Source organism: Ideonella sp. (assembly GCF_044358605.1).
GTDB lineage: Bacteria > Pseudomonadota > Gammaproteobacteria > Burkholderiales > Burkholderiaceae_C > Ideonella.
The window spans coordinates 1-17,110 of sequence record NZ_JBIKNQ010000034.1; the positions used below are offsets into that span (position 1 = coordinate 1).

The 17,110-nt window shown below is 63.6% G+C and carries 24 protein-coding genes; 13 read left to right on the forward strand and 11 right to left on the reverse strand.

What is annotated here, in order from left to right; all coding sequences use genetic code 11:
- Window positions 1-144 precede the first annotated feature (144 nt).
- From ACIQ3Q_RS12965 to ACIQ3Q_RS12980, 4 genes are all read left to right on the forward strand, one after another.
- On the forward strand, window positions 145-813 hold the full coding sequence (locus ACIQ3Q_RS12965) for a hypothetical protein (RefSeq protein WP_396269511.1): 669 nt from the start codon (window positions 145-147) through the stop codon (window positions 811-813).
- 168 nt (window positions 814-981) lie between these two features.
- Window positions 982-1,296, forward strand: coding sequence for a transcriptional regulator (locus ACIQ3Q_RS12970; protein ID WP_396269512.1), 315 nt, complete (start codon window positions 982-984; stop codon window positions 1,294-1,296).
- Window positions 1,286-1,567, forward strand: coding sequence for a helix-turn-helix domain-containing protein (locus ACIQ3Q_RS12975; protein ID WP_396269513.1), 282 nt, complete (start codon window positions 1,286-1,288; stop codon window positions 1,565-1,567). The genes ACIQ3Q_RS12970 and ACIQ3Q_RS12975 overlap by 11 nt, the downstream gene beginning before the upstream one ends.
- A 413-nt stretch (window positions 1,568-1,980) precedes the next feature.
- On the forward strand, window positions 1,981-2,217 hold the full coding sequence (locus tag ACIQ3Q_RS12980; protein ID WP_396269514.1) for a DUF1653 domain-containing protein: 237 nt from the start codon (window positions 1,981-1,983) through the stop codon (window positions 2,215-2,217).
- A gap of 18 nt (window positions 2,218-2,235) precedes the next feature.
- On the opposite strand, the gene ACIQ3Q_RS12985 is transcribed toward ACIQ3Q_RS12980, so the two are convergent.
- From ACIQ3Q_RS12985 to ACIQ3Q_RS13000, 4 genes are all read right to left on the reverse strand, one after another.
- Window positions 2,236-3,522: an NAD(P)/FAD-dependent oxidoreductase gene (locus ACIQ3Q_RS12985; protein ID WP_396269515.1), complete on the reverse strand. Its 1,287-nt coding sequence runs from the start codon at window positions 3,520-3,522 to the stop codon at window positions 2,236-2,238.
- A gap of 62 nt (window positions 3,523-3,584) precedes the next feature.
- The gene (locus tag ACIQ3Q_RS12990; RefSeq protein WP_396269516.1) at window positions 3,585-4,004 is read right to left on the reverse strand and encodes a DUF6691 family protein; all 420 of its coding nucleotides are present in this window, start codon (window positions 4,002-4,004) and stop codon (window positions 3,585-3,587) included.
- Between the two features lie 13 nt (window positions 4,005-4,017).
- Window positions 4,018-4,461 carry a YeeE/YedE family protein gene (locus ACIQ3Q_RS12995; RefSeq protein WP_396269517.1) on the reverse strand — a complete coding sequence of 148 codons (444 nt, stop codon included), beginning with the start codon at window positions 4,459-4,461 and terminating at the stop codon, window positions 4,018-4,020.
- Entirely contained in the window at window positions 4,451-4,795 is a 345-nt protein-coding gene (locus ACIQ3Q_RS13000) for an ArsR/SmtB family transcription factor (RefSeq protein WP_396269519.1), read from the reverse strand. Before ACIQ3Q_RS13000 ends, ACIQ3Q_RS12995 begins: the two co-directional genes overlap by 11 nt.
- A 67-nt stretch (window positions 4,796-4,862) precedes the next feature.
- Between ACIQ3Q_RS13000 and ACIQ3Q_RS13005 the strand changes: the two genes are divergently transcribed.
- Together ACIQ3Q_RS13005 and ACIQ3Q_RS13010 are read left to right on the forward strand one after the other, a co-directional pair.
- Window positions 4,863-5,726 (forward strand): MBL fold metallo-hydrolase, encoded by an 864-nt coding sequence (locus ACIQ3Q_RS13005; protein ID WP_396269520.1) that lies wholly within the window; start codon window positions 4,863-4,865, stop codon window positions 5,724-5,726.
- Window positions 5,723-7,438, forward strand: a complete 1,716-nt coding sequence (locus ACIQ3Q_RS13010) for a SulP family inorganic anion transporter (RefSeq protein WP_396269521.1) — start codon at window positions 5,723-5,725, stop codon at window positions 7,436-7,438. The genes ACIQ3Q_RS13005 and ACIQ3Q_RS13010 overlap by 4 nt, the downstream gene beginning before the upstream one ends.
- Window positions 7,439-7,459: 21 nt before the next feature.
- Here ACIQ3Q_RS13010 and ACIQ3Q_RS13015 read toward each other — a convergent pair whose 3' ends face one another.
- The 5 genes from ACIQ3Q_RS13015 to ACIQ3Q_RS13035 form a co-directional block, all read right to left on the reverse strand.
- On the reverse strand, window positions 7,460-7,960 hold the full coding sequence (locus tag ACIQ3Q_RS13015; RefSeq protein ID WP_396269522.1) for a DUF411 domain-containing protein: 501 nt from the start codon (window positions 7,958-7,960) through the stop codon (window positions 7,460-7,462).
- A 133-nt stretch (window positions 7,961-8,093) separates the two neighbouring features.
- A complete protein-coding gene (locus ACIQ3Q_RS13020) occupies window positions 8,094-9,518 on the reverse strand; it encodes a multicopper oxidase family protein (protein WP_396269571.1) in 1,425 nt (474 codons plus the stop codon).
- A gap of 31 nt (window positions 9,519-9,549) precedes the next feature.
- The gene (locus tag ACIQ3Q_RS13025; protein ID WP_396269523.1) at window positions 9,550-10,992 is read right to left on the reverse strand and encodes a TolC family protein; all 1,443 of its coding nucleotides are present in this window, start codon (window positions 10,990-10,992) and stop codon (window positions 9,550-9,552) included.
- A 10-nt stretch (window positions 10,993-11,002) separates the two neighbouring features.
- Entirely contained in the window at window positions 11,003-11,323 is a 321-nt protein-coding gene (locus ACIQ3Q_RS13030) for a hypothetical protein (protein WP_396269524.1), read from the reverse strand.
- Between the two features lie 108 nt (window positions 11,324-11,431).
- The gene (locus tag ACIQ3Q_RS13035; RefSeq protein WP_396269525.1) at window positions 11,432-11,866 is read right to left on the reverse strand and encodes a hypothetical protein; all 435 of its coding nucleotides are present in this window, start codon (window positions 11,864-11,866) and stop codon (window positions 11,432-11,434) included.
- A 330-nt stretch (window positions 11,867-12,196) separates the two neighbouring features.
- Between ACIQ3Q_RS13035 and ACIQ3Q_RS13040 the strand changes: the two genes are divergently transcribed.
- A complete protein-coding gene (locus ACIQ3Q_RS13040; protein ID WP_396269526.1) occupies window positions 12,197-12,472 on the forward strand; it encodes a hypothetical protein in 276 nt (91 codons plus the stop codon).
- Window positions 12,473-12,578: 106 nt separating this feature from the next.
- Here ACIQ3Q_RS13040 and ACIQ3Q_RS13045 read toward each other — a convergent pair whose 3' ends face one another.
- Both ACIQ3Q_RS13045 and ACIQ3Q_RS13050 read right to left on the reverse strand, forming a co-directional pair.
- The gene (locus tag ACIQ3Q_RS13045) at window positions 12,579-12,995 is read right to left on the reverse strand and encodes a type II toxin-antitoxin system VapC family toxin (protein WP_396269527.1); all 417 of its coding nucleotides are present in this window, start codon (window positions 12,993-12,995) and stop codon (window positions 12,579-12,581) included.
- The gene (locus ACIQ3Q_RS13050; protein WP_396269572.1) at window positions 12,992-13,246 is read right to left on the reverse strand and encodes a FitA-like ribbon-helix-helix domain-containing protein; all 255 of its coding nucleotides are present in this window, start codon (window positions 13,244-13,246) and stop codon (window positions 12,992-12,994) included. Before ACIQ3Q_RS13050 ends, ACIQ3Q_RS13045 begins: the two co-directional genes overlap by 4 nt.
- A 148-nt stretch (window positions 13,247-13,394) precedes the next feature.
- Between ACIQ3Q_RS13050 and ACIQ3Q_RS13055 the strand changes: the two genes are divergently transcribed.
- The 6 genes from ACIQ3Q_RS13055 (at window position 13,395) to ACIQ3Q_RS13080 (ending at window position 17,049) form a co-directional block, all read left to right on the forward strand.
- A complete protein-coding gene (locus tag ACIQ3Q_RS13055; protein ID WP_396269528.1) occupies window positions 13,395-13,730 on the forward strand; it encodes a DUF5329 family protein in 336 nt (111 codons plus the stop codon).
- The gene (locus tag ACIQ3Q_RS13060) at window positions 13,727-14,215 is read left to right on the forward strand and encodes a GNAT family N-acetyltransferase (protein WP_396269529.1); all 489 of its coding nucleotides are present in this window, start codon (window positions 13,727-13,729) and stop codon (window positions 14,213-14,215) included. Before ACIQ3Q_RS13055 ends, ACIQ3Q_RS13060 begins: the two co-directional genes overlap by 4 nt.
- Window positions 14,216-14,612: 397 nt before the next feature.
- A complete protein-coding gene (locus tag ACIQ3Q_RS13065; protein WP_396269530.1) occupies window positions 14,613-15,014 on the forward strand; it encodes a DUF5329 family protein in 402 nt (133 codons plus the stop codon).
- Window positions 15,015-15,031: 17 nt separating this feature from the next.
- Window positions 15,032-15,400, forward strand: a complete 369-nt coding sequence (locus tag ACIQ3Q_RS13070; RefSeq protein ID WP_396269531.1) for a bleomycin resistance protein — start codon at window positions 15,032-15,034, stop codon at window positions 15,398-15,400.
- A 46-nt stretch (window positions 15,401-15,446) separates the two neighbouring features.
- Complete coding sequence (locus ACIQ3Q_RS13075; protein ID WP_396269532.1) at window positions 15,447-16,556, forward strand: SMP-30/gluconolactonase/LRE family protein; 1,110 nt, start codon at window positions 15,447-15,449, stop codon at window positions 16,554-16,556.
- A 13-nt stretch (window positions 16,557-16,569) separates the two neighbouring features.
- A complete protein-coding gene (locus tag ACIQ3Q_RS13080; protein WP_396269534.1) occupies window positions 16,570-17,049 on the forward strand; it encodes a pyridoxamine 5'-phosphate oxidase family protein in 480 nt (159 codons plus the stop codon).
- Window positions 17,050-17,110: the final 61 nt, after the last annotated feature.

Sequence of the window (17,110 nt, forward strand, 5' to 3'; positions counted from 1 at the left end):
GCGCGAAGGCCATCTGTTCGTCGGTGAATTTGCTCTTCCTCATGGCATGAACTCCTAGGCCCTCAGGGGCCATCTTCATGCCGGTCCATTCTGTTACTGAACGGTTCGGATTCTTGGGACAGGGTCATTCCCAACCAGCCGAACATGCCGACCTACTCAAGGCAGTACGGCGCGCGCTCGACAGACCAGCAAAACCAAGGCGAAGTCAAAATGATGGCTAAAACTCAATTTACCCAAACGCAGGGGTGGGCCGCTGCTCGGTCGTTCAAGCAAACAGCGCAAACGGCAGGATGCCAGGCCCGGTTGCGTCTCATTGGACTCAGAATGCACCGACGCCTCTGTCTAGCGCTTCTCTCGAGCTTGCTTTGCGCCACTGCTGCCGCAAAGTCAATCTCTTTACCGGGCGGCGCCTTGTTGGACCTACCCGAAGGCGCGGAGCATCGTGTCGAGGAGCGGCATAAGACCACATTCGTTGCTCCCGCACCTGGCTTGGCGGTCACATTCAGCGCAAGGCCAAACGGGAGCCCTGATCGCCCGACGAATGGCCTTGAGTTCATTCGGTATCTCGCTGCAAACAACCCTGGCCAACTGGTCGAGGAGCCGCGCAATTCCTCGTTGATCTTCGTCATGAGCAGGCGCACTGTCGTGCGGGATGGCCAAACCGTTCAAGAAATCCATGGCGCGATCGGATTTTCTTCTCTGTACCTCGTGTTCTCCGCACTCGCCTCGGAGGAGTTCGTGTCTCCCGCAGAAGCACAGAGCTTTGTCCAAACTGGCTATCTCGACATTCTCAGTAGGGTGAAAGTGCCTTGAGGCTCAACTCGAACAGATGTGGGTCTACTCAGAACTTCACCATCCTTGTCCAGTCTTGCGCTGTCATGCGTCGAACGTAGCCACCACTCTGGCCGACCCGCGACAAGGCACGGCGAGCGACTCACACCGCTGATTGCAACAAATACGGCAATGCCGTATCATGCGTCTGTGAGAACCGTGGCCGAAACACCCATCTTTCAGCGCTATGCGGCAGACATTTGGACTGACGCAGAGCGTGTTGAGTTCATCAACTGGATTGCACTCAACCCTGAAGCCGGGGATCTCATCAAAGGCAGCGGCGGTTGTCGAAAGGTTCGTTGGGTGGCCTCAGGCCGAGGCAAGAGGGGTGGTGCACGCATCATCTACTTCAATGCCACCGAGCAAACCATCTGGCTGCTCATCGTCTACACAAAAGGCAAGTTCGATAACTTGCCGACTTCGTTCATCGCGGAACTGAAGCAAGGAGTTGAAGATGCCCTCTGAGTTCAAAGAGTTCCAGCAAGACCTTCTTGAGTCGGTCAAGCAGATGCGTGCGGGCAAGGCCGCCCGCGTCACCAAGGTGAGCTTGCCCGCTGCGGCAGAAGCTCGCGCGCAGGTCGGCCTCTCGCAAGTTGAATTTGCCAGCCTGCTCGGTGTGTCGGCGCGCACGCTGCAAGATTGGGAGCAGGGTCGGCGCCAGCCCACGGGTGCGGCCAAGACTTTGTTGCAGGTCGCCGTGTCTCACCCCGAGGTGCTGCGTGAACTGCGTGGGTGACGCATAAATCGTCACGCAAGCCTACCTTGCGTAACCCCCTGAACGAGAAAGAGTTCCATCGCCAAAGGGCCAACCGAGCCACCCGAGCACCCGCCCTGGCGCGGGGTGGGCCACAGGGCGATTTGAGAGGCGCTGAGGAGCGCAGGGGAAGGGCGTGGCGCACGTATTCGTGCGCTTCAAGAACATATTCGCCGTCACTGTTTGACCACAGCGAGCCAAAGGCGAGCGGAGGGAGTTTGACGGCGCACGGCCTTGCCGGAGCACCGCAAGGGAGTCGGCCTTGGCCGACCGCCTCTCCATGAGCCCTGGGGCCTGCCCCGCGCCAGAGCACGACAGTCCTCCACCCCAAAGCCCACGAACCCGCAATCCTAAATGCCAAAGCCCAAGAGCCAACACGCCAGTAGCACCCCCCCATGACCGACGACCTCCCTCCCCTCCCCGACACCCCCACCGGCCGCTATCGCCATTACAAAGGTGGTGAATATGAAGTGCTTGGCGCCGCCCGCCACAGCGAGACGCTGGAGCCTTTGGTGGTCTATCGGCCGCTCTACAACGCCAGCGGTTTATGGGTGCGGCCGCACGCCATGTTTTTTGAGACGGCGGAGTTTGAGGGGCGCGTTCAGCCGCGCTTTATACGCATCGGCGACTGAGCCGATGGCGGCTGCAACTCACAGATAGTCCCTGAGCCGGTAGCAAGCCATGCCCACGGCCTGGCTCAGGCCGCCCAGCGTTTCGCCCCCAGGGAAGCGCAGCTTGGGCATGCGTTCGAACAGGGCCAAATCATCCCCCCGGCCGAGCAAGGCCTCGGCCAGCACCCGGCCCGCCACCGCCGTAGGCACCAGGCCGTGGCCCGAGAAGCCTTGGGCCCAATAGACGGGGCCTTGATGGCCAAAGTCGGGCGTGCGCGGCACGGTAATGTCGATGTGGCCGCCCCAGGCGTGGGCAATCTTCACATCGGCCAATTGGGGGAAGACGCGCAGCATGTCTGCCCGCATGGCCTCGGCCAGGTTGTGGGGCGTTCGGCCGGTGTAGGTGCATTTGCCTCCAAATAGCAGACGGTGGTCTTGCGTGAGGCGGAAGTAGTCGAGGATGAACTGGTTGTCCGTGACGGCCAAGCCCGTGGGCAGCAAGGCCCGGGCGCGCGCCTCGCCCAGCGGCTCGGTGCCAATCATGTAGGTGCCCACCGGCAACACACGGGCGCGCAGCGTAGGGTTCAGGGTGTGGATGTAGGCATTGCAGGCCAGCACCAGGCGGTCGGCCCGCACCTCGCCGTGGGCCGTGCGCACGCGCACGCCCTCGCCTTCCAGGCTGTAGCTTTGCACGGCGCTGCCGTCATGCAGCACCACACCTGCCGCTTCGGCGGCGCGGGCCAGGCCCAACACATACTTAAGGGGGTGGAGGTGGCCGCCCTCGGGGTCCAACAGCCCGGCTTGATAGCGTTCGCTGGCCACATGCTGCGGCAGCTCGGCCTTGGGGACAAAGCGCAGGCGCTCATAGCCCCAGCGCTCAGCGGCCTCTTGCTGCCAGTGGGTCAGCAGGCCCACGCGGCGCGGCAGCACCGAGGTCCATAAGTGGCCGTCGCGCAGCTCGCACTCGATGTGGTGGGTCGCCACCTGCTGGCGGATCTCGGCGGCGGCGTCGCGCACCAGGGCCCACACGCGGCGAGCGCCCTCAAGGCCTAGCGCGCGCTCGAAGGGCGGCATGTCGCACGAGAAACCCAGGATGATCTGCCCGCCATTGCGGCCAGACGCGCCCCAGCCCACGCGTGAGGCCTCCAGCAGCAGCACCTTCTTACCCGCTTGCACCAGACGCAGCGCCGTGTAGAGCCCGGTGAAGCCCGCGCCCACGATGCACACATCGGCCTGGGCCGTGCCTTGCAACGCGGGCCGCAGTGCGGGCAGCGTGGCCGTGGCCGCGTAGGTGGACGGCGGAAACTGGCTGTCGGACAAAAACATAAGGCCCTGATCCGTCAAAGGGATGAGGGCCTTATTGTGCGGCGCGCGCTGGCGCCGAGAACTCAGTGCTTTCGCTCTGCGATCAGATCGTACACGGCCATGCCCAACAGCATGGTCGCCACAAAAATGGCCGCCTCAAAAACACCGGACGCCGCAGCCACGATGCCCGGGCCGGGGCAAAAGCCACCCAGGCCCCAGCCGGTGCCAAACAGCACGCCGCCCAGGATCAGGCGCTTGTCGATCAAGCTGGTGTCGGGCAGACGGATGGCGCTGCCGTTCCAGGCTAACTCGGAGCGGCCGGCCAACTTGAAGGCAAAGAAGCCCACGCCAATGGCGCCGCCCATCACCAGTGCCAGGGAAGGGTCCCAGGCGCCGAAGAGGTCCAGAAAGCCTGCCACCTTGGCGGGGTTGGTCATGCCGCTGGCAATCAGGCCCAGGCCAAACACCAGGCCACTCAACAATGCAGTGATAAGACTTTTCATCTGCGTGTCACCTTCACAGCACGTGGCGCAGCAGCGCCACCGTCACAAAACCAGCGCCCATGAAGGACAGCACATTGGCCAGCGAGCGCACCGACAAGCGGCTGAGCCCACACACCCCATGGCCGCTGGTGCAGCCATTTCCCATGCGCACGCCCACGCCCACCAAGACGCCTGCGATGGCAATCAGCGCCGGGCTGGCCACCATCTGCGCAGCGGGCAGGGGCTTGACCAACTGCCACAACCAGGGTGCCAACATCAGGCCGCCAATGAACCACCAGCGCTCGCCTTGGCCCTTGACACCCTGGCCCTTGCGCAGTGCATGCCAGGCCATGCCCACCACGCCGGCAATACCGGCGATGCGGCCATTGGCCAGCAGGTAGAGCGCAGCAGCCAAGCCAATCAACACCCCACCGGCCAGCGCCGCCCAGGGTGTAAATGCATTCCAATCAATCGTCACCTTGCTCGTCCTTCTTAGTCATTGTTTGATGCGGGCCGCAATAGTGCCCATACAGCGCATCCAGCACCACCTGCACCCCTTCTGAGGCCACGCGGTAGTGGATGAACTTGCCCGCGCGCCGAGTGGCCACCAGTCCCTCAGCACGCAAGATGCCCAACTGCTGCGACAAGCTAGGCTGGGCCACACCCGTGGCCTCGCCCAACTGAGCCACGCAGCGCTCGCCTTGCGAGAGCTGGCACAGCAGCATCAGCCGGTCCGGGTGGGCCAGCGCCTTGAGCAAGGCAGCCACCTCCACCGCTTTGGCTTGCAAAGTGGCAAAGGGGTCTTGACGCATATCAGTTGCATTCATCGTAAAGTGATTATATGATGATTGCAGAATTTGTAAAGTGACAGGAGCCGTCATGAACGCCAACGCACAGATCAAGACCTTTTTTGACCCGGCCACCTACACGGCCACCCACATCGTGTGGTGCCCCACGACCCGCCGAGCTGCGGTGATCGACAGCGTGCTGGACTACGACCCCAAATCCGGCCGCACCAGCACCCGTTCGGCCGAGCAAGTGCTGGCCTATGTGCAGCAAGAGGCCCTGCGTGTGGACTGGCACCTGGAAACCCATGCCCATGCCGACCACCTCTCCGCCGCGCCCTGGCTGAAGGAACGCCTGGGTGGCCAGATCGCCATTGGTGACCACATCCAGCAAGTGCAAAAGGTCTTCAAGGGCGTGTTCAATGCGCCGGACATCAGCGGTGATGGCCGCGAGTTTGACCTTCTGTTCAAAGGCGACGACCAATTCAAGATTGGCGAACTGACGGTGGACGTGCTGCACACCCCCGGCCACACCCCCGCCTGCGTGACCTACCTGATCGGCGACGACGCCTTTGTGGGCGACACCCTGTTCATGCCCGACTACGGCACCGCGCGTTGCGACTTCCCTGGCGGCAATGCCAACACGCTGTATCAATCCATCCACCGCTTGCTGGCCCTGCCCGGCCACACCCGGCTGCACATGTGCCACGACTACCAACCCGGCGGCCGAGAAGTCAAGCTGGTCAGCACGGTGGCCGAGCAGAAGGCCGCCAATGTGCATGTGCATGAGGGCATCAGCGAGGCCGAGTTTGTGGCCATGCGCAGCGCGCGGGACAAGACCCTGGACATGCCGGTGCTGATCCTGCCCTCGGTGCAGGTCAACGTGAGGGGTGGTCATTTCCCGCCCGCTGAAGACAATGGCGTGAGCTATCTGAAGATTCCGCTGAACGCCTTGTGAACACCGCCACCGTCACCGCCACACCGCCTCTCAAGGGCTGGGCCGCCTACAAGCAAGCCCTGCCGGAGGACGTGCTGGCCGCGCTCATCGTCACCGTGCTGCTGGTGCCGCAGAGCTTGGCCTATGCGCTGCTGGCTGGCCTGCCGCCCATTGCGGGGGTGATGGCCAGCTTGCTGCCCATCGTGGCCTATTCGCTGCTGGGCTCTAGTAGCACCCTGGCGGTGGGCCCGGTGGCCGTGCTGGCCATGCTGACGGCGCAAGCCATTGGCCCTGTGGCTCAAGCGCATGGGGTGTCCGCCTCGCTGGTGGCCTTGGTGTTGTCCATAGAGATCGGGGTGGTGTTTCTCATCGCCGCCGCATTGCGCCTGGATGTGCTGGCCGCCTTGCTGAGCGCGCCGGTGCTGCATGGCTTTGTGAATGGCGCTTCGCTGGCGATTGCCTTGGCCCAGGTGCCGGCCTTGCTGGGCCTGCCCATCAAGGCCAACACCCTGCCCGAGTTATGGGCCAGTGCCCAAGCTCAGCCCAGCCTGCAGCCGCATGCGGCCACGCTGCTGATGGGCGGCTCGGCCTTGCTGCTGCTGTGGGGCTTGCGCCGCTGGGCCACGCCGGGGCTCAAGGCTTTGGGCCTGGCCCCGCGGGCCGCGCAACTGTGGGGCCGCATGGCGCCCATGCTGGTGGTCACGGCGTCCATTGCCGCCATCATGCTGGCGCCTCAAGCCTGGACGGGCGTGGCCCTGGCCGGTGCCATTTCTCTGGGCGATGGCCTGCAGTTTGCGCCGCCCTGGCAGGCCCCGCTGGCGGTGTGGCAAGACCTGCTCACCCCGGCGCTGCTGCTGGGTTTGGTGGCCTATGTGGAAAGCCTGGCCGTGGCCGAGAGCCTGGCCGCGCGCCGGGGCGAAGCCATCTCGCCGCGCCGCGAGCTGCTGGGCCTGGGCGCCGCCAACGTGGCGGCAGGCCTGAGCGGTGCCATGCCCGTCACAGGGGGCTTCTCGCGCAGCATCGTCAACTTTGACGCGGGTGCGCGCACCCGCTATGCGGGCCTATGGACGGCCCTGTTTCTGGGCGTGGCCATGGCCACTTTGGGCGGCTACTTGGCGGCCTTGCCCAAGGCCGTGCTGGCCGCCACCATCTTCTTGGCGGTGTTGTCCTTGGTGGACCTGCACCACTTCAGCACGGCTTGGCGCTACCACCGCCTGGAGGGCGGGCTGATGATCAGCGTGGCGCTGGCCACCTTGTTCCTGGGGGTTGAGCCTGCACTGGCCTTGGGCGTCTTGCTCTCCATCGTGCTGCTGCTGCAGCGCACCGCCCGCCCGCACTGGGCCGAGGTGGGCCGTCTGCCGGGCACTGAGGTCTTTCGCAATGTGCGGCGGCACCAGGTCGAGACCTTGCCCCACTTGCTGCAAGTGCGCGTGGATGAAAGCCTGGTCTTCACCAACACCCGCTGGCTGGCGGACACGCTGGGGCAACTGGTGCTGCAGCGCACAGCGGTGCGTCATCTGGTCTTGATGATGCCTGCGGTCAATTTCATTGACCTGTCCGGCCTGGAGGGCTTGCAAAAGCTCAACGACGAGTTGCGCCTGCGCGGCGTCACCTTGCACCTGTCAGAGCTGAAAGGGCCGGTGGCCGACCGGCTCAAAGCCGGTGGGCTGGAGCAATGGCTGACCGGCCGTGTGTTCTTGACCGAGGCGGAAGCCTGGCATGCATTGAAGTGAATCGGCCTGACTGGTGATTGATCACCGCCCCTTGGGTTTGAAGTAGCTGTTGAACACTCGAGTGCGGCCGTCCTGGCCAATGAGCAGCACATCGTAGGGATCTTGGCGCTTGCCGTACTCCGGCCCATCCATGCCGGGCGAGCCAATGGGCATGCCTGGGACAGTCAAGCCGATGGCCTTAGGGCGCTCTTTAAGCAGGCGGCGAATGTCCGTTGCGGGCACGTGCCCCTCGATGGCATAGCCACCGACCAAGGCCGTGTGACATGAGCCGAGCTGCTCGGGCACCTTCAATCGTGCACGCGCGGCTGCATTACCGACATCGTGGACCTTGACGGAGAAGCCGTGCGCTTCAAGGTGGGTGATCCAGTCTTGGCAACAGCCACAGCTCGGGCTCTTCCAAACTTCCACCCACGTCTCTGGGCTCTGCGCCCGAGCTTGTGCGCGCAGCATCGTGGGGGCGGCCAACACAAAGACAGCCCCCCACAGCGAGGTGAGCGCACGGCGTCTGTTCAAGCGGCTCATGCTTGGCCCTCCGGCGTGAGCATCAGGGAGCCCCCCCATCGCGACCTGAGCGTCGTCGGCGTGATGGTGCAATCGTTCATAGGAGTCTGGTAGTTAAGCAACAGCAGTCAAAGCTGGCGGCGCGATCCTGCCCTCAGTGGCCGGCATGGCCACCCGTGGGCTTGCGCACTTTGACCTCGACTTCTCGGGCGGGCTTGATCACCGGCGGCATGGCACCCGGCCCGGGGCTGGTGTCGGCCTTGAATCGAGCGGGCTCAGGCAAGGCACCCGTGAACTCATAGGCCACGGTGCCGGGCGGGTGTTTGTACCAACCAGGGTCGCTGTAGTCACCACGCTTCTGCTCTTTGCGCACCTTCACGACGCTGAACATGCCCCCCATGCCGATGGCGCCAAAGGGGCCTTGACCGGCCATCATGGGCGCAGTGTTGTCCGGCAGCGGCATCTCCATCTCGGTCATATCCTTCATGCCGCGCTCGCCCATCACCATGTAGTCGGGAATGAGCTGGGTGATCTGGCGCGCCACTCCGCGATGATCCACACCGATCATGGTCGGCACGCCATGGCCCATCGCATTCATCGTGTGGTGGCTCTTATGGCAGTGAAAGGCCCAGTCGCCTTCCTCGTCAGCGAGAAAGTCCATCTGCCGCATTTGGCCCACTGCAATATCGGCGGTGATCTCATACTGACGAGCGCTTTTGGGCGTTGGCCCGCCGTCAGTGCCGGTGATCAAAAACTCGTGCCCATGCAGGTGGATGGGGTGGTTGGTCATCGTCAGATTGCCGACGCGGATGCGCACCTTGTCCATGTGCCGCACCACCAGAGGGTCGATGCCCGGAAAGATGCGGCTGTTCCAACTCCAGAGATTGAAGTCCAGCATGGTCATGATCTTGGGCGTGGCGGCACCTGGATCAATGTCGTAGGCATTGAGCAAGAAGCAGAAGTCGCGGTCAACCTCGTCGATCAAGGGATGTTTGCCTTTGGGGTGAGTGATCCAGAAGCCCATCATCCCCATCGCCATCTGCACCATCTCGTCGGCATGCGGGTGGTACATGAAGGTTCCAGGACGTCGGGCCACAAACTCGTAGACATAGGTTTTGCCCGGAGGGATGCCAGGCTGGTTCAAGCCGGTGACGCCGTCCATGCCATTGGGCAGGCGCTGGCCGTGCCAGTGGATGCTGGTCAACTCCCCCAGCTTGTTGGTGACGAAGATGCGCACGCGGTCGCCTTCGACCACCTCAATCGTCGGCCCCGGGCTCTGGCCGTTGTAGCCCCAGAGGTGGGCCTTGAAGCCGGGGGCCATTTCGCGCACCACCGGTTCAGCCACCAGATGAAACTCCTTGACACCCTGGTTCATGCGCCAAGGGCAGGTCCAGCCATTGAGCGTCACAACTGGGTTGTAGGGGCGGCCGGTGTTGGGCACCAGCGGCGGCATGGTGTCGGGCCGGGTTTGAATGACCGGCTCAGGCAGTGCGGCCATCGCCACTTTGCTGACCGAGGCGGCGGTCACTGCCGCCGTGATGGCCCCCACTCCGCTGAGCATCTTGCGGCGAGAGAGCATATGTCTTTCAGTCATGGAGATGTCTTTCCTATCAATGCCCAGCGCCAGCTGCTTCAGCCGCCAACGCGGGGCCGGCAGCAGCAGCCAAACTGGGCTTTCCGATCAGTGCCATGTCAAGGTCCGCCTGCGCGATCCAAAAGTCACGCAGTGCCTCAATCGACGCGTTCACGCTGGCGATCTGGCTGCGCGCGTCGGCCAGCAGCTCAAATACGCCGATCAACATGCCGTTGTAGCGAAGCACGTTCTCTTCGGCGATACGCTGGCTCAGCGGCACGATCTCGTCACGGTGGTGCCGCGCGATGTCGTAGGCTGTGCGATAGCCGGTGTAGGCTTCGCGCACCTCGGAGCGCGCGTTGATCGCCGTCTCGGCGGCACGGTGGAGTGCCTGCATATACACAGCTTCGGCACGCGCGACACGGGCGCCCCCCCAGTCGAAAACTGGCAGCTCGAGGCTGACCTCCCAGCCACGCTGCGTCGACGCCTCGTTCGAGCTGTTGCGAACCAGCCCAAGCTCCAGCACATTGATGAAGCGCGTAGCCCGTGTGAGGCCAAGGTTGCTGGCCGTCTGCGCCGCTGCTTGCTTGGCCTCTAGCACGTCCAGCCGCTGGGCCAGCGCCACTTGCTCGATGTCGGGCAATTCGAGGGGCGCCGGTGGCAGGTCCGGCAGGCGCGTGGGCAGGCTGAATTGAGTCTGTGCGCCCCACAAGCCCAGCAGCCGCACCAAGCGCTCGCGGGACGAACGTTGCGCCTGCTCGGCCCGCGCCAACTGCAAGGCCGCATTGGCATAGAACGACTGCTCGCGCGCACGCTGCAACTTGTTGAAATTGCCCACCTGCTCCATGCGCCGCGCAAGCTCAGCACTGGCCTCTGCCGCTTGCTTGACTTGCCGCATATAGCGCACTGTCTCTTCAGCGGCCAGCGCGGTGAAGTAGGCTTTGCGCGCGTCGGCGGCCAGCGCCAGCACACTCATGGCCACGCGGGCCTGCACTTGCTGCAGGCGGCGCGCCTCCATGCGTTCTATCAAGGGCAGGGTCACCAGGCGCGCCACACTGAAGTGCAAGCCACGCTCAATCTCTCGCTCGTCACCCTTGCTGGAACGCCCGAAGCTGAAGCCCGGATTCGGCAGACGCCCAGCCTGCATGACCTCCGCCTCGGTGATGCCCAGCTCCGCAAAACCGGCCTGCAAGCCGCGGTTGTTGAGCAGGGCCACCTGCACCGCATCATCCACCGTCAGGGGCTTCGCCAGCAGTTCTGCCACGCGCTTGGCCATGGTGTCCAGATCGGCCTCGCTACGCGCTCGCTGCAAATCCTTGCCAATGTGCGCTTTGGTGGTTTGCGCCACAGCCTCGAACCCACCGCTGGTTTCGAGGCTGGCGCAGCCGCCCAACACAGCCGCGCTGGACAGCAGCACCAGCAAACGCCATCCACACGCGCCGCGACGCGCGGCGCGCAGCCGGAAAATGTCATGCTTCATCACAGCACCCTCAGTGTTTGTGGCTGGGTTGAGCCTCTGGAGCGGGCTGATGCGCCTCGCGCGTGTAGACCCGCCAGCCGCCGATGCGGGTGACCAAGTCATTGGCGTCGCGCCACGGCACCGGAGTGCTGCTATCCAGGCGCCGGAAGGAGGCGAGAGCAGATTCGTAGCGCAGCGAAGGCACCGGGGCCTTGGCATCCAAGGGATCAGCGCGGGGCGTGTCGGCGGATTGCGATTGCGATTGCGATTGCGCGTGAGCGGCCAGCAGCGTGCTCAGCCACAAAGCCAGCAGAGCGCGCGGCAAGCACCAGCGCGTTTGGATTGAAACCATATCGACCTCTCGTGAAGCTTGTGAATCGTCCCGGCTGCGTCTGCAGCCAAAACGACACAAAAGCTGAAGCTCGGCCGCGCGTGAGTAAGCGCGCGTGAGCCCAGCGTCTTACACGAGAGCGCTTCGAGGCGGTCGATCAGGGCCGTCTGCAGTAAACGCCTCGACGGAAGGCGTGACGGTGGTGAACACCGTGACTGCCGACTCGGTGAACGGCAGGCCCGGCACGGCGGGCAGGATGGCACCTACGGCGCAGCAAGACGCGCACGCGCTGCACTTCTGTTGCGCGGCTTGACCCGCCGTGACGAGAGAGGATGGCTCATCGCCGCTGGCAGCGTCGCCCATGTCATGTGCCTCAGGCACATGACCGGCCTGAGCCATGTCGTGATGCGCGTGCGCGTCCATGCGGGCAGCCACCTCAGCACCTGCAAGCCCACCCCCATGGTGATTCGATCCGCAAAAGGCCATGGTCGCAGCAGCAGCCCCTTGCACAGGAACCGCCAGCACCAACAAGCAAATGAACAGCACTCGCACAAGCGCACACATGAGCAAAGTCTACCGTATGCTAAGGCTGCATTGGGTGCCAGCAGCCCACGGGGCGTGGCCCATACGTTCCGGGTGGTTACAGCCCATCCCGCCCACTTGGCTTGACAGCCAGTGACTGCCAGGGTCTATAGTGCTGGCCAGCCCTGCGCCAAAAGGCCAATCCGTTAAGCCCTTATGTTCACTCAGTACAGAGCGCAGTACACCTGCACCGACAAGCAGTGAGTGGCCGGGCGTCCAGCCAGTTGCTGGCGATAGGGCTTTTTCGGACGACTGGCATCTGTCGACACACCAAGAACGTTGGACGGTAAGCGAATGACAGAGAGAGGGATGTTGAACGCTGCAGAACTTGACGCCTACGAGCGCCACTGGAAGCGTGTGTTTGCAATTGCCGCCGCAGTTCTCGTCATGGCTCTTGTCTATCTCGTTGCAATACAACCGACTGGGACAGGCGGCTTCCTCGCGTACACACTTGGGGCCATTGCCGTCTGCGTATGTCTCTACGCTGGTAAACGATTACGCGACTGCGAGCGTGTCAATGCGGTCGTGCACGGCTCTTGGCTCCGTGAGGCGCACCGCCCCAACGATCTGGACCTCGCAGATGACTGAGCCCGCACTGCTTGCTTTCTGTGCATGCCCAACCGGTCATTCGAGCGAGCCGCCAGAGGCGTCTACTCAATACCAACGTTGATGAGCAACGTGCTCCTTGCCTGGGTCACACTTTCCACGGATTGATCACAGTGAGACCCGTCGCCTCAAAGGGTGACGTATCGCGTGTCGCCACAATGAAGCCGCGCGAGGCCGCGATCGCTGCGATGTAGCCATCTGGCGTGGGGAATCCTCGTCCGCTGGCTTTTGCTGTCACGGCCAGCTCTGCGTAGTGCCGTGCCGCATCGGCGTCGAAAGGCAGTACACGGCTGCGGAACAGAGCCATCAAGCCTTCCAAGGCTTGTGCCAGCATGTCCTTGCGCTTACCAGCTGGGAGTGCGGCAATGCCGAACAGTAACTCAGCCAACGTCACGCTGGAGATGTACAGCGTTTCCGCAGCCTGATCGTTGAGCCATGCCCGCACCGCATGATGCGGCTCAGGCTTCATCGCTTCAGAAACGACGTTGGTATCCAGGACGATCATTCAAACCTCAGCGGCTCGGCCGGCGTCTTGTCGCACACCTGATCGAAGACCTCGAAGTCCTTGTTCGTGAGGCCAATCTTGCGACCTAAATCTGCCAGGGCATCACCAACGCGAACACGTGTCTCTGGTTTGACTGCCATTGCCAGAATGCTGCGAACCTCTGCCTCAGTGCTGTGCCCGTTTTGGGCAGCCCGCACCCGTAGCGCGCGATGAACATCGTCGGGCAAGTTCCGTACCGTCAACATGGCCATAGCGTCACCCCGCAAAAATGCATTCAATGAAGGCATTTTATGATTCTGAAGTCATTCTTACAAGACCCGTCAGCGCGTGAGACCTGCGGAGCAACGCCAGCACGGTAGAGCCTGCAATACTCCCACCCACCCCACTCCGCTTCATCCCATGAAGAAGGCTCTCGCAACCCTGACCCTGTTGCTCAGTGCGCTCCACGCCAGCACCGCTCCCACGCCCGCCCCTATCCGCGCCGAGATCGATGCGCTGATGGGCAAGCTGGTGGCCTCGGGCTGCCAGTTTGAACGCAACGGCACGCTGCACAGTGGGGCCGAGGCCAAGAGCCATATCTTGCGCAAGCTGGGTTACCTTGAGGGCAAGAGCACGCTGCAGAGCACCGAGCAGTTCATCGAGCTGGCGGCCAGCAAGAGCAGCAGTTCGGGCAAGCCTTACCTCGTGAAGTGCGGCAGCGAATTCGGGCACTCCAAAAGTGCCACCACACCATGACCGACCAGCAGCCCACCTACCGCCGCGCCACGCTGGCCGATCTCAACCGCATCGGTGAGATTGGCCAACTTCTCAATGAGCTGCATCATTCGGCATGGCCTGAGATCTTTGCCCCTGCATCCAGCCCACAGCGCGACGAGGCACATTGGCGTCAAAGCCTTGAGACGGCGTCCGCCGCTGCCTTTGTGGCGGAGCGCGACGACGAAGTGCTGGGGTTCATCACGATCAATGTCGTGGACGAACAGCACACGCTGCTTCAACCCGTGCGCTATGCGCGCATCAACTCAGTGTGCGTGGTCGAGGCGGCGCGCGGCCAGGGTATTGGCAGAGGCCTCATGCGCCACGCGGAGCAGTGGGCACACGGCCAAGGGGCCACCGACATTCGGCTCACGGTGTTGACCTGCAATGCCGCCGCGCAAGGACTCTACGAAGAGCTGGGTTATGCACCGCGCTCTCTCAGCATGGGCAAGTCCCTTGAGCCATAGCAGCACAGCGCCAGCAACCGCAGCAACACACCAACCGCCCTGGCGCGGGGTTGGCCCCAGGGTGATTTGAGAGGCGCTGAGGAGCGCAGGGGGGGCCTGGGGCGCGCGCAGCGCGCATCAATGTCTGACTCGCAGCAGATGATTGAGCGCAACGAACGCAGTGAGTGAAGCGAGTTCTGCAGCGCCCAGGCCAGCCCGAGCACCGCAAGGGAGTCGGCCTTGGCCGACCGCCTCTCGCATGAGCACTGGGGCCTGCCCCGCGCCAGGGCCAGCAGGGCACAAGCCCTGGGCAAGCACGATCAAAGACCCAGACCCACTCGACGCTTTACGATGCAAATGGCGAGCCAGCACGGCAGAGCCTGCAATACTCCCACCCAACCCACTCCGCTTCATCCCCATGAAGAACGCTCTCTCAGGCTTGGCACTGCTGCTCAGCGCACTCCATGCCAGCGCCGCCCCTACGCCCGCCCCCATCCGCGCCGAGATCGATGCGCTGATGGGCAAGCTCGTGGCCTCGGGCTGCCAGTTTGACCGCAATGGTTCGCTGCACAGTGGGGCCGAGGCTAAGAGCCACATCTTGCGCAAGTTGGATTATCTGGAGGGCAAGAGCACGCTGCAGAGTACCGAGCAGTTCATCGAGCTGGCGGCCAGCAAGAGCAGCCGTTCGGGCAAGCCTTACTTCGTGAAGTGCGGCAGCGACGCAGCGGTGGAGAGCCAGCGCTGGCTGACCCAGCAGCTCCAAGTCATTCGCACCACCGACCCTAAGCTCCCTCAAGGCTCCAAAGGCAAGTCGTCTTGAACGCAAAGGTGCAGACCATGACTGAACGAGACAAAGCCATTCCGCAGTTACCGGCCCGCTCCATGGCGCGCACGCTGGCCTTCTATGCGCGCTTGGGTTTTGACCGGGAGATCGCGGACCCGAACGGCCACTATGCCATCATGGACCGGGGCGACTTGGAGATTCACCTCTTCGCCTACCCTGACCTGAAGCCTGAGGAGTCGTCGTTCGGCTGCTACCTGCGGGTGCAAGACGTGGATGCGATCTATCTGGCCTTTGCCGAGGCCAAGTTGCCCACGCAGGGCATCCCTCGCATGACGCCGCTGGAGGACAAGCCTTGGGGCATGCGGGAGTTTGCGGTGGTGGATGAGGACGGCAGCTTGCTGCGGATTGGCCAAGAGTTGTGAGCCGGCAAGTGGTGGGCCGCTGCGTGAATAGGCTCACAATCCGCTGATGATCAAGAAGCTCCTCCTCTCTTTGCTGGCCCTGCTGCTGTGCGCCGCCGCCTATCTGCTGCTATGGCCCGTGCCCATACAGGCCCAGGTCTGGGTGGCGCCCCCGGCGCCGGGCTATGTGGCGCCGCATGCGCCCAACACCCGTTTGGCGGGGTTGCAGATGATCAGCTTAGGCAGTGAGGAAGGGCCTGAGCATGTGGCCTTGGGGCCGGACGGCTGGCTCTACACCGCAGTGGGCAGCGGCAAGCTGCTGCGCATGAAGCCCGATGGCAGTGAGCTGGCCGTTTGGGCGCAAACAGGTGGCCGGGTGCTGGGCTTTGACTTCGATGCTCAGGGCCGCATGATTGCAGCAGACGCGATGCGCGGACTGCTGGCCATCTCCACAGCAGGCGAGGTCAGCGTGCTGACCGACCGGGTGGGCGACTCGCCCATCTTGTATGCCGACGCGGTGGTGGTGGCCAAGAGCGGCGAGATCTATTTCACCGATGCCTCTACCCGCTTCGGTGCCAAGGCACTGGGCAGCACTTTTGAAGCCAGCGTGTTGGACATTCTGGAGCAGTCCGCCACAGGGCGTGTGCTGGCCTACAGCCCAGCCACCCGCCAAACGCGCATCGTGGCGCAGGGCTTGTCCTTTGCCAATGGCATCGCGCTGAGTGCCGATGAGACCCAGCTCTTTGTGGCTGAGACGGGCCAGTACCGGGTCTGGCGCATCAGCGCAGCGGCCACAGGGCTGGATGTGCGCCAAGCCTCGCCCCAAGCCCAAGTGCTGCTGGACAACTTACCCGGCTACCCCGACAACCTGATGCGGGGCCAGAACGGCCGCCTTTGGATGGGCCTGGTCAAGCCGCGCAACCCCAAGATCGACGGCATGGCCGGCAAGCCCTGGCTGCGCGAGTTGACGCTGCGCTTGCCCCGCTCCACCTGGCCGGTGCCCAAGGCCTATGGCCATGTGGTGGCGTTCTCCGAGCAAGGCCAGATCCTGGCCGACCTGCAAGACCCCAGCGGCACCTACCCCGAGGCCACCGCCATCACCGAGACGCCGGAGCGCCTGTACGTGCACAGCCTGCATGCGCCCGCCCTGGGCTGGCGGCCCAATGACTTGAAGTGAGGCGCCGACCCACATGCTGAACAACGACCTGCTCCACAGCGCCCGCCACTGCGTGCTGTGCTGGCTGGCCACGGTGGATGAACACGGCCAACCCAATGTCTCGCCCAAAGAAATTTGGGCCGTGTGGGACGATCAACACTTGGTCATAGCCCACATCGCCTCGCCCACCAGCGTGCGCAACATCGCCAAGCGCGCAAAAGTCTGCGTGAGCTTCATCGACGTGTTTGTGCAAAAGGGCTTCAAGGTGCTGGGCGAGGCCCGCCTGGTGCCCAAGGGCCACGCCGAGTTTTCAACATGGGCGGCTCCGCTGCTGCCCATGGCGGGCGAGCGCTTCCCCCTGCAAGCTGTTGTCGTGGTGCGGGCCACGGCGGTGGAGCCCATCGTGGCGCCGAGCTATCGGCTATATCCGCAAGAGACGACTGAGGCCTCGCAGGTGGAGGCGGCGATGAAGACCTATGGCGTGATGCAGAGTGGGACAACAGGGTCAACTTGACCCGCGTCACCCAACGCGGCGCGTCGAGGAGGACAATTTCACCTCTTGCCGCACCGAAAGC